General features: G+C 67.5%; 11 protein-coding genes. 1 reads left to right on the top strand and 10 read right to left on the bottom strand.

Annotated elements, in window-relative coordinates:
• Positions 1 to 491 precede the first annotated feature (491 nt).
• From O9271_RS11395 to O9271_RS11350, 10 genes are all read right to left on the bottom strand, one after another.
• The gene (locus O9271_RS11395) at positions 492 to 1025 is read right to left on the bottom strand and encodes a hypothetical protein (RefSeq protein ID WP_298269632.1); all 534 of its coding nucleotides are present in this window, start codon (positions 1023 to 1025) and stop codon (positions 492 to 494) included.
• An 8-nt stretch (positions 1026 to 1033) separates the two neighbouring features.
• Complete coding sequence (locus tag O9271_RS11390) at positions 1034 to 1351, bottom strand: hypothetical protein (protein WP_298269627.1); 318 nt, start codon at positions 1349 to 1351, stop codon at positions 1034 to 1036.
• Positions 1352 to 1586: 235 nt separating this feature from the next.
• The gene (locus O9271_RS11385; RefSeq protein ID WP_298269624.1) at positions 1587 to 1799 is read right to left on the bottom strand and encodes a type II toxin-antitoxin system HicA family toxin; all 213 of its coding nucleotides are present in this window, start codon (positions 1797 to 1799) and stop codon (positions 1587 to 1589) included.
• A gap of 5 nt (positions 1800 to 1804) precedes the next feature.
• Positions 1805 to 2002, bottom strand: coding sequence for a type II toxin-antitoxin system HicB family antitoxin (locus O9271_RS11380; protein WP_298269621.1), 198 nt, complete (start codon positions 2000 to 2002; stop codon positions 1805 to 1807).
• 159 nt (positions 2003 to 2161) lie between these two features.
• The gene (locus tag O9271_RS11375) at positions 2162 to 2704 is read right to left on the bottom strand and encodes a hypothetical protein (protein ID WP_298269618.1); all 543 of its coding nucleotides are present in this window, start codon (positions 2702 to 2704) and stop codon (positions 2162 to 2164) included.
• An 861-nt stretch (positions 2705 to 3565) separates the two neighbouring features.
• Positions 3566 to 7258 (bottom strand): LAGLIDADG family homing endonuclease, encoded by a 3693-nt coding sequence (locus O9271_RS11370; protein WP_298269616.1) that lies wholly within the window; start codon positions 7256 to 7258, stop codon positions 3566 to 3568.
• 516 nt (positions 7259 to 7774) lie between these two features.
• Complete coding sequence (locus tag O9271_RS11365; protein ID WP_298269614.1) at positions 7775 to 8275, bottom strand: gamma carbonic anhydrase family protein; 501 nt, start codon at positions 8273 to 8275, stop codon at positions 7775 to 7777.
• Between the two features lie 3 nt (positions 8276 to 8278).
• Positions 8279 to 9646, bottom strand: coding sequence for a carboxypeptidase regulatory-like domain-containing protein (locus O9271_RS11360; RefSeq protein WP_298269612.1), 1368 nt, complete (start codon positions 9644 to 9646; stop codon positions 8279 to 8281).
• 69 nt (positions 9647 to 9715) lie between these two features.
• Positions 9716 to 12820 carry a hypothetical protein gene (locus O9271_RS11355; protein ID WP_298269609.1) on the bottom strand — a complete coding sequence of 1035 codons (3105 nt, stop codon included), beginning with the start codon at positions 12818 to 12820 and terminating at the stop codon, positions 9716 to 9718.
• The gene (locus tag O9271_RS11350; RefSeq protein WP_298269607.1) at positions 12793 to 14730 is read right to left on the bottom strand and encodes an N-acetylmuramoyl-L-alanine amidase; all 1938 of its coding nucleotides are present in this window, start codon (positions 14728 to 14730) and stop codon (positions 12793 to 12795) included. Before O9271_RS11350 ends, O9271_RS11355 begins: the two co-directional genes overlap by 28 nt.
• Before the next feature lie 218 nt (positions 14731 to 14948).
• Between O9271_RS11350 and O9271_RS11345 the strand changes: the two genes are divergently transcribed.
• Positions 14949 to 16088, top strand: a complete 1140-nt coding sequence (locus O9271_RS11345) for a PP2C family serine/threonine-protein phosphatase (RefSeq protein ID WP_298269604.1) — start codon at positions 14949 to 14951, stop codon at positions 16086 to 16088.
• The last annotated feature ends 11 nt before the right edge of the window (positions 16089 to 16099 follow it).

The following is a 16099-nucleotide window of genomic DNA, read 5'->3' as shown; positions in this document are numbered from 1 at the left end:
TCTCGATGACGCATGGTGCAATACTCCTCAATAGTGAAATGACCAGCTACGAGGCGTGAACAAGCCTAGGTCAGCGCATCTTTTCGGTGGGACGGACATCCTCGAGGTGCCGCTTGTAAGTGACCCGCAATGCGCCTAACGCCAGCTTCTGCTGTGAACGCTTCAACAGAAAGCAGTGGTGGGGCGGCCGCTAGACCGGCTCATGGTCTATATCGCGGCCGCCCCACCATTGCTACCGCACCGCGTTCATCAGCAGCAAGCGTCGTTATGCGGTAGCTCGGCTGGGCGTGACCCAGTCGACAGTACCCTCGCCGTGGTTCCATCGTGATTGCCGACCTCTTCGTGGTTCAGTGCTCTCCCGTCGGTATATGGCCACAGTACACCTACTAAGCGGTTCCTGTGGAGGATTGCGCCGAGTACGATGTGTGGGCCGCTATGTCAGATGCAATGCAACGCTCGGCCGCGGTCGCCACAGACCCGGACCGGGCCGGTCACGCAGCGCCACGGATCCGCCAGTACGCGACCGCACCGAGTGCGAGGGCGGCCAGAGCGACCCAGTCCGCCGTGACTACCCGGCCTACTTGGGCGTTGTACCCACCCACGGCGCGAGCGAGGAACAGGAAGCTTACCACGCTCGTCGCGGCGGCTGCGAGCATAAAGCCCTGCAGCGCTGGCCGAAACGCCGCGGCGATGCACAGGCCGCCTAGCACACCGAATAGAACTGCCCGGTGACGGAGCAGCAGCTCAACGTTCGGCTCGGCCACCGCAATCCCGTAGAGCGCGGAGAGGCGCGATGCCCCCAGTACACCGGCAAGCGGCAGCAGGTGAATGACCCCGACGACGAATAGGCAGACTGAGAGGACACGGCCCATGCGCGCGAACCAAGTGAGGGAAGACAGAAGAGGATTGCGTCGGCATAACGCCACAGCGTTCTGTTGCAGCGCATCCTGGAATTCGGTCGGACGGGCGGCGTGCGCCAGCGCGGCGCCCGCCTGCCGCGCACCGAATTGCGATGTCAGCAGCAACGCTGCCGTTAGGCAGTCTTGCCTCGATAAACTATCCGCATCACGACTGCGGCGAGCACGAATCCCGTACAACCCCCGATCACCGGCCGACCAGACGCCGCCATGCCGATCAATGCGCCGCCAACCGTGCCGAGGGCGCAAAGCAGGATCGCGCGATTGAGCGGCACGTGTCGGAGTAACAGCCACGTCATGGCGGGGGCCCCGACCGCACCGACGGCGGCCCCAAACGTGCCGCCGAACATCATGCCGAACGGAATATCGACAGCCCAATTGAAGCCACCTGGCGCGCTCACCTGAAGTGCGGCTAGCAAGACTGTGCCGATCACGAACCCGACACCGCCTCCGATGCCTGCGAGAAGCGAGGTCGCTCTGACACGGGTCATTGGTTCCCCGCGAGTTTCACCTCTGGGCTGCGGTTTCGATTGCATCGAGGAATGGTTCAACATCTGCCTAACGCCATGCTCTGCGGCGGGGCCTGATTACAGTGCGGCAGGCGAGCGAAGCGAGCCAGCCGCCATCCACCGCCAGCCCCGTCCGCAGCAGCGATCGTTCGGTGGCGCACTACAGCAGTTCGCGAAAGGCCTCAGGCGTGAGCCCCGCGTCACGAACAATACCCCCGAGCGTAAACGCATTGATCGGGTTGTGCCGCGGGATCGTGAGGATGCGCTGGCCATCGGACATGACCGCGTGCTTACCTTGGCGCACCACCCGAAACCCCGCCTTTTCCAGCGCGCGGATCGCGTCGAGGTGATTAACGCCCGGAATCCGACCCACGTGTCCTACGCCGCGACTTCGACTTCGCGCACATCCGCCCCGAGCAGCAAGTCGTCACGAACAGCCAAGTACTCGGCGATGGCCACCTGAATGTTCGACAACGCCTCAGCCTCGGTGGCTCCTTGGGACCAACACCCCGGCAGTCCAGGAACCCAGACGCTGACGCCATCTTCGTCGTGCGCGATCGCAACCTTGTAAGTCATCGGAATATCCTCCTTCCAAAATCTAACCTCATTTGGCTCGGCCCACCGAACGCAAAGATCTGCCGCGGGGCCTGATGATAATGCGACAGGCGAGCGAAGCGAGCCAGTCGCACTCCTTGATCAGCCCCGTCGGCAGCAGCGATCCGTTAGATGCGCCGTTTACCAGGCGGTGCGTACACCCGTGCCATCGGGATGATCAAACACGGTCACAGGTCGTGCGGTGGCGCTGTAGGATTTGAGGTGTGATCCACGCGGACCACGACCACGCACATCTAGTTGGCCCCAGCCGAGCGAGATCAGATGCAAGTCGCCGGCAGCGATCTTGGCGGGAATGACGCGCCGATTCTGCTCCGCGACGCGCCCGGGAACGCGGAGCAGATGCGCGCCGGATTCGCGACTGTAGGCGAACGCCAAGACTGAGCTGGACGACGTGCTGGAGACCTCGACGCTCCACGTGGGCGCCGCCGCGGTCGCGGGCGAGAGCGGTTCGGCGATCCATCCGCCGATCGCGCGCAGCGCCAGCAGTCCAGCGGCACCGATCACCAGCGCCCGCGCCAAGATCCGCGCGCCGATGGGACGCGGGGCCGGCAGCGCCGCACTGGCACGCGCGACGAGCGGCTGGCGGTCCTCGGAGAACGAAAAGCGCTCTCGGAATGGTCGCGGATTTGCGGGCCGAAGGAAGGGATCTGAGGTGACGCTCATTCAGTTCTCTCGATTGGGAAGCGCATCTAACGCCCGGCATAAGCTGCAGTCGGGCCCAATAAGTGCGGCGGCGCAGCCGCCGCATTCCGCAGACCGGCTGTCTACTTCATGCCATCGCTAGGTGGCGGGTGCGCGTTACCTGACCGTAACGGGTATGAGGGCGCCCGTTCCATACGTCTTGCCGGAGCCGATGACTTGGGTCTGGCCAGCCAGGCGCCCGGTGACGAGCCCGGATGTAGGATGGACGCGGACGACGGCCGTATCCGTGGCTGCCCAGATAATGACGTCGCTCAATGAGCGAGTCCCGCCGCAGCCGAGGAACTGCAACTTGGCGGTGAAGCTCTCGCCGACGGCCAGAGTCTTCTCTGTCGGTGACACCCGCATTCTGAGGTCGGCGTCACAGCCGGTCGTGATGAGTCCACACCCGGCCGCACTCCCTGCGACAGAGAGGACTGCCACTAGCAAAAACGCGTATCGGATCCGAGGGCTCATCGCAGAACTACACCTCATCTTTATCGCCATCTAACGCTGATTGGACTGCAGGGGATCGCTGCAGAGCACGGCCTTAGGCAGCGAAATTCTGCAGTCTAATCCAGAGCCCTGACACTCGGGGGCAGCCCGTCATCGTTCGATCAATCAATGACTTGCGACACTTCGAATGCCAGCGCCCCCGCAGTGCTAGACTGCGAATAATGCAGTCTAACGCCAAATTACGCCGAGAGCGCACACGCCGCTACCCGCATGCGTCCCAGCCTCGCACGCGAAGCAACGCAACGAAACGCCTGCCAAACACGGACCCGCCGCCAGCAGTGGCCAGCGGCGCGTCGTCTATTCAATCCGCAGGTAATTCAGGGAGCCGCCTCACCCGCACTCACTAAACCCGCACACGTGACACTTCACGCACCCTTCCGCGAACTCCAGCTGTGAGCCGCAGTCGGGACAGGTGCCCATGAACACCTCGCCGCCCACATTGCCGAAATCGATCTGCGGCTGCACGCTCACCGCCTGCGGCTCAACCGCCAGCGGCGGACGGGTAATGTTCACTCCCGCAGCCGGGGTGGGCACCGACGATGACGGCACCCCCTGCACCGCCGCACTCTGACCGCCGTTCAGCAGGTCCTGCTGCACCCCCTGCTTCTCCCGCCACCACTGCTCCAACGCAATACCCACCGCGTCGGGCAACGAGAGCACCTTGTTGGGGCCCAGCCCCACGGCGCGATCAGACGAAATACCGCGCAGCTGACGATGGATCTCCTGCATGGAAATGCCGCTGCGCAGCGCGAGCGAAATGAGACGGCCAATCGCCTCGGCGTCGGCCATGGCCGAACCGCCCGCCTTGCCGAGGTTGAGGAACACCTCGAACGGCTGCCCTTTCTCGTCTTCGGTGATGTTCACGAACATCGTGCCGAGCGGCGTGTCCTTGCGGTACGTGGTGCCACGCATCACCTCGGGGCGCGACCGCTTGCCACGACGGTTCGCGTTCTCCGCCTCGGCGCTGAACAGCGCCTTCTTCGTGCGATCGAGTTCGCTCTGCAGCTCGGCGATGGTGCCCTGCAACTCGCCAATCTCACGACGCAGCGCCGCCGCCTGCCTCTCGGCCTCCGGCTTCGCTTCGGCCGCAGCGCCAGCCGCCGGAGCCACCGCGGCAGGCGCCGCGCCGTCACGCTTGGCCGCCGCGTCGGCGGTGGCGCCGGTGCTCAGTACCTGCCCGTCGCGCGAGCCGTCGCGGTACACGGTCACACCCTTGCACTTCATATCGTACGCCAGCTCGTAAATGGCCCGCACATCCTCCACGCTGGCCGTGTGCGCGAAGTTGGTGGTCTTGGAAATGGCCGAGTCGCAGTACTGCTGGAACGCCGCCTGCATGCGGATGTGGTATTCCGGCGAGATGTTGTTCGCCGTGTTGAACACCTTCTGCCAGCGTACCGGCACTTCCGCGTGGTTCACACTGCCCGTCTTGGCAATGCGCTCCATGAGCTGGTCGCTATACCAGCCTTCGCCCTTCGCGATAGCCACGAAGTCTTCGTTCACGTCGGGCATCATCACGCCTGCCTGGTTGCGCATGAACGCCACCGCGAACAGCGGCTCGAGCCCCGAGCTGCAGCCGGCAATGATGGAGATGGTACCCGTGGGCGCCACCGTGGTCACGTTGCAGTTGCGGAGCAGCTGCATGGGGCGAATGCGCTGCCCGTTGGCATCACGCGCACACGTTTCGTCGGGGCCCCAGATGGACCGCGCCCACTCGGGGAACGCGCCACGATCCTTGGCCAGCCGCTCGCTTTCCTTCTTGCCCTCGACGTCGAGGAACTCCATGACCTTGCGCCCCATCTCCACACCCTCGGGGCTGTCGTACGGAATACCCAGCCGCACCAGCATGTCGGCGAAGCCCATCACACCCAGGCCGATGCGGCGGATGCGCTTGCTCAGCGCGTCGATCTCGGGGAGCGGGTACTTGTTGACGTCGATGATGTTGTCGAGGAAGTGCGTGCTGAGCGCGATGTCGCGCCGCATGGCGTCCCAGTCCACCACGCCGTTCTGCACGTAGTGTCCGACATTCACGCTGCCAAGATTGCAGACGTCGTACGCCAAAAGCGGCTGCTCACCACAGTTATGCACCACGAACCCGTTGCCAATGAACGAGTGCGTGAGCGGCTCGGTGAGGTCGTACACCATCTCCTCGCCCGCCGCCTCGAGACGCACGAAACGCGCGGTGAACGTCTCGCGGTACGGACCGCGACCCGCGTAGCTGGCGAGGCGCTTGATGAGGGCACTGTTCTTGGCCTGTGTAAGGAATCCGATCTCTTCCGCAAAGCGGAGCACGTTGTCGCGCCCAATCACCAGGTCGTGATCGGCTTGGCACTCAGACACCACTCCCTTGAACTCCACCGTGCGGGCCGCATGACGTTCCCGATAGAGGCGGGAGGCGATCCCGAAGTTGAGCAGCATGCGCTGCACGTCCTGGAGGAGTGAGAGCGAGACGCTGGTGAGGCGCACACTTACACCCTTGTCCGGTGTGCCACTTACATGACCATCGGCCGTGAACAGTGCCTGCAGGAAGCCCTGCTGCATGCTTTCGCAGCCGGCCAGCACCGCCGCCGGCACCCGATCGAGCTTCGTGTCCGCGGTGACGCCGAAGCGCTCGGCTACCATGGCACGCAAACGGGTGCTGCTCACCGTCGCCAGATCGCGCGCGGGGATATCCACCACGCCAACTGCACGCCCCGCGCCGTCACCCTCCCCGAGCATACCGTTCACATCGCGTGCGAAAGCTGGCGCCACCTCGCGATCGTTCCCCCAGAAACCAAGCACGGCACCGTGGCCGCTATCGCCGGTGATGTGCCCGTCAGCAATGAGCCACCCCAGCACCCGCCCCTCTTCGCAGGTGCCTTGTGTACCGAAACCGCCCTTGGTGTTTTGGATGTGCAGCGCGTCACCTTCGCGCAGATGCTGCGCCTCCACCCAGCCACGCGCGGTCATGAACCGGTGGTCGGCGGTCACGCGAATCTCGTAGCCTTCGCGCGTGACCACCGTGAACACCTGCTTCACGCCGCTCTGGAACGGCACACCGGCCGGGCCCACTTTCCCGGCGCTGAAGCGCGCGTCGAGCGTGACAGGCGTGGCTTCGCCACTCTCGCACAGCTGCGCGATGGGTACCAGCCCCTGCGTGGTGCTCACAAGCGTATCACCCGTGACACACGGGTTGGTCGCCTCGTACTGCCCCAGGTGCGGCACCGGGTTGTAGCGGTTCGCCTCATCGACGAAGAACACGCCGGGCTCACCGGTGCGCCACGCGCCGAGGATCATCTTGTCCCACACGTCGCGCGCGCGCAACTGGCCGCACACCTGACCGTTGGCCGGGTCTACGAGGTCGTAGTCCGTGTCGGCCTTCACGGCCTCCATGAACTTCGTGGTGATCCCCACCGAGATGTTGAAGTTGGTGATCTTGGTGAGGTCCTCCTTGGCCTTGATGAACTCCAGCACATCGGGGTGATCGACACGCAGGATGCCCATGTTGGCGCCGCGCCGCGTACCACCCTGCTTCACCGCGTTGGTGCTGCCGTCGTATAGCTCCATGAAGCTCACCGGCCCGCTGGCCACGCCAGTGGTGCTGCGCACCATGCTCCCCTTGGCGCGCAGGCGCGAGAAGCTGAAGCCCGTGCCACCGCCACTCTGGTGAATGAGGGCCATGCTGCGCAGCGTGTCGTAAATACCGCTCTGCCCGTTGCTCAGCGCATCGTCCACCGGCAGCACAAAGCAGGCACTCAGCTGCCCCAACGGGCGCCCAGCGTTCATAAGGGTGGGCGAGTTGGGCTCGAACCGCCGCTGCGTCATGAGGAAGTAGAACTCCTCGGCCAGCGCCTGCACCGCCCCGTCACTCGCCCCGTAGCGGCGGTCGGCCTCGGCCACCACCGTCGCCACACGCCAGAACATGTCCTCCGGCCGCTCCACCGGCGTGCCGGACTTGTCCTTTACGAGATAGCGCTTTTCGAGCACCGTCCGCGCATTCGCGGACAGCGTGACCAATCCTTCCGGGGGCGTGGCGGAAAACGACATGCGGCGGACACCTGGGGTGGGCGGTGACGACGGTTCAGCGGAAGCACGACGGTTGAATCCGCACACGCGCGGAGGGCAATGGGGGCACGGTCAGGCCGTCGGCGGGGCGGTATGGTGCCTCTGTTCGTGAGGCCGCGCAAGTCGCGCGCTAACGTCATGACAGAGCAAGACTTCCATTCGAGAGATCACTTTTGTGCGACGCGTGATCAGTTCTCCACCAAACACAGGTTTGTGCGGATTTTCGCCGCCCTCCCCCGCGCCCGGCGCAGGGCGTTACGTCACCGGACCGTCGCGACAGTGCCGCAGCGGCGTGGCAAGTGACTTTGCCGTGGGCACTTGGAGTTTGCCCATGAGCCTGTCGCGCTGCAGTACGACGTCAGCATGCCGCCAATGACATTTGTGATGCGATTTAGCGCGTTCCCCTGAAAGGACGGGGTCGCTTGCCTGCATTCACGCTCAGCGAAAGCGTTTGCTTCCTTTCGCGATCGCCGCCGAGTGCCGTGGTGGTGATCTTTCTCACTCGGTGCCATGCTGTCGCGGGACCTGCCCCGCCCGGTGCGCCTGGGCCAGCTGTACGTACCGCGCCGCATTGTCGAGAATGCGGGCGCGGGTCGAGGCATCGAGCGCCTTCACCACCTTGCCCGGCACCCCCAGCACCAGCGAACCCGGCGGCACCACGGTGTTCTCGGTGACCACCGCGCCCGCGCCAATGATGCTGCCCGTACCCACGTGCACGCCGTTGAGCAGAATGGCCCCCATGCCAACGAGCACGCAGTCCTCGAGCACGCTGCCGTGGACCACGGCGCGGTGCCCAATCACGACGTCTTCCCCGACAAGGGTGGGCTTGCCGGGGTCGGCATGAATGACCGCGCCGTCCTGCACATTGCTGCGCGCACCGATCACAATGCGCTCCACGTCGCCGCGAATGACGGCGGTGGGCCAGACGCTGGTGTCCTCGGCCAGGACCACATCGCCAACCACGACGGCGGTGGCGTGAATGAACGGGGGGTTGGGCATGAGTCAGCGACGACGGGGATCGAACACCGGGATGTTGCCAAGATGGTAGCGGGTCCACACCACCAGCACCCCACAATCTGCCAGGTCGGTGAATTCGGCGGGCCGCTGCATGGGGCGCACATAGACCTCCATGGCCGCCACATCCTGCGGTGCCACGATCTCGTCCAGTGACAAGCCGTTGGCCACGAAGCGGAACCCGTCGAGGTAGATGATGGGAATGCACTCGCCACCGATGCCGCGGAAGTAGACGGTGTTGCCGAACCCGTTGCGCATGCCCAATCGCACCCCCGGCACGGCGAACAGCGCGTTGGTGATGTAGTTGCTCGCACGCTGTCGCACCGTGGCGGCGTCGAGGATGACGCCCTGCCCCGCACGCCAGCGCCGCTCGATCGCCACCACATCGGGTGGCAGCTTGCGGCCCGCGAACACTCGTACGGTATCCAGCAGTACGCGTGCGCGGTCCATGGTGAAGCTCATGGCCAGTGGCTCACCAGGCATTAGCGTGACCTGTCGGCGCTGCTGCTCGTACCCCAGCGCGCGCACCTCCACCATCTGCGTACCGGCGGCCGCGTCGGCGATGCGGAACGTCCCCGAACTGTCGGTGCGCACCATGGTGCCACTCCCCAGGACACGGGCCATGGCATTGGCGAACGGCTTGCCGTCGGGCGTCTGCACCACACCGCGCACACTCCCGGCGCGTGCGCCGGACCGGTCCAGCAGGAAATCGGTGACCGCGTAGTCGGCCGCCGGTATGGCGAGTTCCACCACGCCGGTCGTGTCCGCATCGCGGTACGCCAACGCGCGCACCGTGGTTCCCTGCGGCACCCCGCAGAGAATGAACCGTCCCGTGCTGTCGGTGCGCGCCACGCGGGTCACATCCTCGCGCCCCATCTGCCGCTTCGTGAACACCCACTCCGGCCAGGTGGCCCGCACGGTGGCGCCGGACAGCGCGCGACGTGTCGCCGCATCGCGCACATCGCCCACCACGACGGCCGTGCTGTCATCAGGGCGTGCGCCACACAGGGCCCGCGCCAGCGAGGCGCCGCTGGGCACCGCGAGCGTCACGTCGATGTCGCCCGCCTCCACCACCTCCACGCGCGCAACGGGCGCGTCCAGGCGCAGGGAATCGAGCCGCGGGTGCAGGAACGACACCAGCCACGTGCCCGGCCGGACCCCCGGCAACACGAACCGCCCGGCCGTGTCGGTGCGCAGATCCACCCCCTCGGCCGCGTTGTCGCCGCGGAACACCCGCACCGCCGCGTGCGCCAGCGGCGCCGCCGCCACACTGTCGAACACCACCCCGCGCAGACGGGCCACCGGCTGTGCCTGCAGCTCGGCGACCAGCAGTGGCCCCAGTACAACCGTCAGCATCAATCGCGCACAGCGCATACCCCCCCTGCTGACGAACGCGGTGAACCGCGCGTCGTTTCCGACGCCCGGTTAGAAATACCCCCCCAACGTCACGTACACCGTCCCGCCCCGCGCCACCCCCGGCGGCGCCGCATAGGGCGCGGCCGCGCCCACCCGCACACGGTACGGCACGTCGTACTGGACCGCCAGATCAATCACCAGCTCGCCACCGGCCGTGGCAATCCAGCCGCCCTGCACACCGCGTGGCAGACAGATCGCCGTATTGCTGCGCAGCCCGGCCGGACACCACGCGCGCGCCGCATCGCTGAACAGCAGCACGCTGAGCCGGTCACTGTATATGGCGAGCGGACTGGGCAGCCGCTGGAACATGAGCAGCGGCGCACGATACTCCACCGTGCCGCCCAGTGCCCGTGATCCGCGCTGCACCCCGGGCTCGGCACCGCGCACGGGAAACGCGCGCGCCGGGTCGCCCACCGTGACCCCCGGCAGCAGCTCGCTGCGCACGCCGCTGGTGCCCCCCACGCTGAATTCGCTTTGCGTGCGGTTGTCGGTGGCGGCGGCGGCGGCGCGCACGGCCAGGACATGCCGCGCGTAGCCAGGCAGCGGCAGCGGCGCATACGCGCGCCCCGTAACGAGCGTGCGCCACGAGCCCGTTGCATCGGCGCCCTCACGCCAGCGATAGGCGGTGCTTTGCGAGAGGGTCACCCCTTCCTCCACGCTCACGCCGCGCAGCGCCAGACGCGCCGTGCTGAAGCTGCTGTTCACGAACACACTCGGGTAGCGCGTGCCGGTACGCAGCAGGGAGTTGGCGGGGCCAAGCACCGAGTCGGCCTCGGCCGCAAAATCGCGCAGCTCGTACTGCGCCCCCACCGTGCTGCTCAGCGACCAGCGCACACGCGGCACCACCGCCGTGGCACTCGCTGTGAGGAACCGGCGTCGGCGCGCCACGGTGCCCAGGGTGGCCCCCGCCGGGTTCACCACCCGGAAGGTACCGTCCCATTCCTGCGAGAAGCTGGCGTTGAACACCGGCACCCCCACTCCCGCATAGCGGTACGCCGAGAACACATCGGTCTCGCGCGTCGTGGGCGACATGAGCACGTTGGCCTCCCAGGCGTGTCGCTCGAGAATGTCCACGCCACTCGTACTGGCACCGAAGATGGCTTCTCCCTGTCGCCCTTCTCCTACCAGCGGCAGCCAATAGCGCGGCCACAGCTGACGCAGCGGCGCGTAGCGACGGCTGCGAGCCGTCATGAGGCGCAGCGAATCGGCCGCCGGGAGCGGTGCAATGGTGTCGGCCACCTGCGCGGCATACCAGCCGCCGCGTACCGCCGGGCCGGTGGTATCGAGCGCGGCTACCGCCACGTGGAATCCGTCGCCACGCTGCAGGAGCGCCACGACCCGGCGCCCGTCGGGCGACACGCTGGGTTCGTACACCGCCGTGCCGGTGGCCCCGACCACCGTGGCGCGGGTCCCGGTGCGCCACGAGGTGGTATCAACCACCGCCACGTCGCCACGCGGCGCGGTTTCCACCTGCATGCGCCCGCTGCGATCGCTGGCCCACACCACCCGGTCGCCGCGGGGCGTGAACGACGGACTCGCAAAGACCCCCCGTCCGCCGGCCAGCACACGCCGCATGGTGCCATCGCGGTCCAGCACCACCACCCGCTGCACACCTCCCGGCACCAGCTGGACCGCCACGATCTCCTCGCCGCTGACACTCCAGCGCGGCTCGGCCCACCGCTCGCCCGCCCGCCGCGGTACGAGCGGCGCAATGTCCATGATGCGGGCGCCGTCCGTGCGCACCCGCACCAGCACACTGGTGTTCGCGTCGTACTGCACGGCCACCACGGTGCCATCGTGGCGCACGTCGGGCTGCGTCAGTCGTGCGCCCACCGTGAGCCGGCGATCACGCCCACCGTCGCGCATGTACAGGTCGCTGCGCAGCACGAAGGGATCACGCCGCTCGAGCTGCGCGAACACCATGGCCGTGAGCGAGGAGTCGCGCGGCACGTTCACGTCGAGGGCATTGCGCCACGCCACGCGGCGCGCGGCGCCCCCTGCTGCGGGAGCCGCATACAGGCCGGTCACTTCACGCCCCGTGCTTGCGCTCCACACCAGCGAGTCGTTGCCCAGCCACCGCGGCGCGGCCACATACCATCCGTCACGACTCACCTCGCGCCACGGCGCATCCAACGGGGCAGCCACCGCCGTATTGGCCACCCGTGGCGCCACCGCCGCGTTGAGCGAGTCCACATACTGCCGCCAGAGTGCGGAGAACGATGCGCCGAAGCCCACCCGCGCGTTCCGGTCGAGCCGCAGGGGGGCCCAGTGGCGCGACGACACCTCCACGAACCGCGACAGGCCGCGGGTGGTATCGGCCTGCGTGGCCGCATGATCCACCGCGCGCTGCATGAGCGTGGCTCCGTACCCATAGGCCACCTGGCCGCGGGGCCAGCGCGTGGTACTCAGACTCCAGCGACCCAGTGGCGCCACAACGCCATCCACCGCCGCCGCGTGCAGCATGACCGGAAACTCCGTGGCCACCAGCCGCCCGGTCGCCGTGAGTGCACTCTCGTAGTGCACCGCCAGCCCCTCCTTGAGCCAGCTTGGCGTGAACGCGTTGGGAAAAAAGAGCGGGTTGCGACCGAACAGCCAGCGCCCCACCCGCCACACGCCGCGCGCGCGATCGAGGTGAAACACGTGCGCCAGTTCGTGCGTGATGACAAGCCGCAGCCAGTCGTCGTGAAAGCGCAGCTCGCGACTGGCAATGGGCGGCACGGCGTACACCACCACACGATTGCTGGGAAACAGCTGCGCGAAGCCGTTGCTCACGTCGGTATTGTCTGCGAGCAGCAGGTCGATCACCCCACGTGGTGGCACGAGCTCGCGCGCCAGCTGCCCGTACGCCCGTTCAGCGAGCACCGCAGACACGCGCGCAAGCGAGTCGAGGTGCGCGGGGTAATGCACGCGCAGGTGCGGCGTGGCAATGGTGCGCACACGACCACGCGGGTCCACCTGCGCCACCACCGGCGTCGCCAGCCCCAGCGCCAACGCCACCCCCAGCGCCATCACGGCCGACAGCGAACGCCACCACCGGCCGTACTCGCGAACGCCACCGCCACTGGGCCCGCAACCTCCCACGCAACTCACCGCGTCGTCTCGGCGCGCAGCCACCGGAAGTAGTTCTCCAGCCCCGCGAGCAACCCCTCGGCATACTTCCGCTGAAACGCCGGGTCGCGCATGGCGGCCTCCTGCTCCGGAATCATGAGAAACACCCCCTCGGCCAGCGCGCTGGGAAACCAGCTGGGGCGCGCCACCGCGAGGTTCTGGTAATGCACCCCCAGATCGCGCAGCCCGAAACGCGCCTGCAGCGAGCGCTGCACCTCACGCGCCAACGGCTCGCTCGCGTTGTGGTAGAAGAGCGTACTGGTACCATTGGCGGTGAAGGGGTTCACGCCGTCGGGGAGCGCGTTGAGGTGCACGGAGATGAACGCATGCGCCTGCTCGCGGCGTGCCAGCACACCGCGTTCGCCAAGTCCGACTGGCGCCAGGCTCGTACGCGTGATCACGGGCCGTGCCCCCCGTTCCCGCAGCATCTCCACCAGCAGCTGGCCCACCGGAAACACCGCGTCGCCCTCGTACAGCCCCGTGGGCCCGGTGGAGCCCGCCGGCGGATGCCCCGGGTCGACCGCAATGGTGAGGCCGGCCAGGGGACGGGCGGCGTCAATGACCGGAGCGCGCCGCACCCGCAGCACGAAGGCGCGGCGTTGCTCGTCCCACAGCGAGAGCCACCCGTACGCGGGCTGGGTGAGCTGCACCGTGAGGCGCACCCGCTGACTCGTGACCTGCTCCCACACGATGCGCCGCACGAGCGAGTCGCTCCCCAAGAGCGGCGAAATCTCGGGGTTGGCCTGCACGCCGTACAACGTGAGCGTGAGCGTGCGCCCCTCCGCCTCCACATGATGCGCCGGCCGTTCGCCGGTGGCGATGAGCACGTCCGTGTAGTCCGTATTGGGCGTCACACGAAAACCACCCGTTACGCGGCGCGGCAGCGGCGTTCCCTCGGGGAGCAGCGCGATCTCGTCGCTGTCCACCCACACGTCCAGCTGCTCGTCCAGCCGCACCCGCGTGAAGCCGCTCTGCCGCGCCGTGACCTCCAGCACCGTCTGCGGCAGCAGCTGCCACTTGTACGTCCCGTTCACGATAGTGCGCGCGCTCACCGCGGCATCGGTGTCCGACGCCACCCGGTTGCCGCTGCGCAGGCTCCCCAGCACACGGGTCTCGCCCGACAGGGCTCGCACCGAGGGCACCGTGAGGCGTAGGGAATCGCGGTTCCGGGTCACCAGCAGTTGTGCGGGGCGCGCGCTGTCGCCCAGCCACGCAGCGGGCACCTCGGTGGCAAACAGTGCGCCCACGTCGGCCACCGGGTCGGTCGAGGCCTCGGGCGACGCGTCTCCCGCGCCGCCCACCATGGCGCGCAGCGGCCGTGGTGACCCGTTGGGGACGATGAGCTGCACGGCGGCATTGCGCGGCGCCCGCACGCTCACGCGCAACAGTTCGTCGGCCAACGCCCACGAACCGCGTGCCGGCTGCACCGAACCGCTGTCCACGATCAGCGTACCGCTCGCCGGCAGTGAACGACGCGCTGCATAGCGTACCGGAAGCGTACGCCGAACCGTGTCGACCCCGCGCACGGCGATCAGCTCGTACCGCGGCAACGGCGCCGCCGGCAGCGGGAGCCACGCCAGAAAGGCCCCGTTCGGCGCCACCGGCACCGGCGTCCCGTTGATCATGAGCTGGACATCACCCGAGCCGACGCTACCGAGCAGGAAGTTCGAGTCCCGGGCAGTAATGAGCTGGTTGGGCGAGGGATAACGCACCGATAGGGCCACCGGCGCGCCACGGGTTTCCGGAATGGGAGGGAGCCCCGGCACCAGCGGTACCGCGCCTGGCGGCAGCGGCGACGTCGACGGCCTGGCGGCCGGTGCGGGCGGTGCCGACGTCGGGCGGCAGGCGGCCGCCCCCAGCAGCAGGAGCACGACCGCCCGCACGGTCTGCGAGGACAGTGGCGAAGAACGTCTCATGCTGTCGAATTTGACCTGGTGACGAAACGCTGGCCATCTTCCACACGTTCTCACGACGAAGACTTCCGTTCCGCCCGTCCCGGGTGCAACCTCCGACGTTGATGTCCGTAGGGGTCAGTACGACCGACTTTCCGCGCTATGGCCCGTACACACACGTTGTGACCGTCACTGCCTTCGATTCCAACTCAGCGCACCCCCCGACCGGCGATCGTCCCGTCGTGGCCCGAGTGTTTGCGCTGACGGACGTGGGACGGTCGCGTGAACACAATGAAGACACCTTCCTCGTAGCGGAGCTCGAAACCGGCAGTCCGGTTGGGTTCGATGGCGGGGCGCTCGATCTGCACGCCTCCGCGCGCGGTCTGCTCTTTCTCGTGGCCGACGGCATGGGTGGCGCGGCCTCGGGAGAGCTGGCCAGCAGCATGGCCGGCACGCTCGTGCTGGAGGGGCTGCGCCGGCAGTGGTCGCAGGCGAGTACGGCGCCGTCGGCCGAGCAGTTCGCCGAGGCACTGCGCGACAGCACCATGTCGGCCAACGAGCGCATCCACGAGCACGCCCGCGAGTTTCCCGAGCATCGCGGCATGGGCACCACGGCCACGATTGTCGGCCTGCTGGGCGATCGCCTCTTTCTGGTGCAGGTGGGGGACAGTCGCGCCTACCTGGTGCGCGACGGGGCGGCGCGGCAGATCACCAAGGATCAATCGCTCATGCAGCGGCTGGTCGAAGCGGGGGAACTCACCCCCGAAGAAGCCGAGGTGAGCGACCGCCGCAACATCATCCTGCAGGCGCTGGGGCCGGAAGCGCAGGTCACGGTGGATCTCACGCACCAGCAGCTGCGCAAGGGCGATACGCTCATCCTGTGCAGCGACGGGCTCTCGGGGCTGGTGAAGGCCGACGAAATCGCGCACCTGTCGAGTGGCGAGCCCGACGTGCGCATGCTCTGTCGCAAGTTGGTCGATCGCGCCAATCATCGCGGCGGCCCCGACAACATCACCGTGGTGGCGGTGCGCTTCGACGGCGCCGGGCTGCTGTCGTCGTCGGCCCAGGACTCCGTGGGGTATACGGCATATCCGCTCCCCGGGACGCTCTTCGAGCAGACGCGCGACATGCCCATCGTGCCGCGCGCGCCGCGCAATCAGATCAAGAGCGATCCCACGCCCAAGCAGGGGGTGCGCATGCCGACCCACGCCGAGCGACGCGATCTCGACGAGAGCGAGCAGGCAGCTTCCGCACAACTCCTCCCCCTCATGGAACCCGAGGTGGCCCAACGCCGCGCCCGTATGCAGCCGCTGTTGCTCCTGCTGGCGCTCGTGGCCGCGGCGGCGGTGGTGTGGACGGCGGTGCAGCTCGCGCGCCGCTGACGCCACGCGCG

This window comes from Gemmatimonas sp. (assembly GCF_027531815.1).
In the GTDB taxonomy this organism is placed as follows: domain Bacteria; phylum Gemmatimonadota; class Gemmatimonadetes; order Gemmatimonadales; family Gemmatimonadaceae; genus Gemmatimonas.
This window is presented reverse-complemented; position numbering and strand designations above follow the sequence as displayed.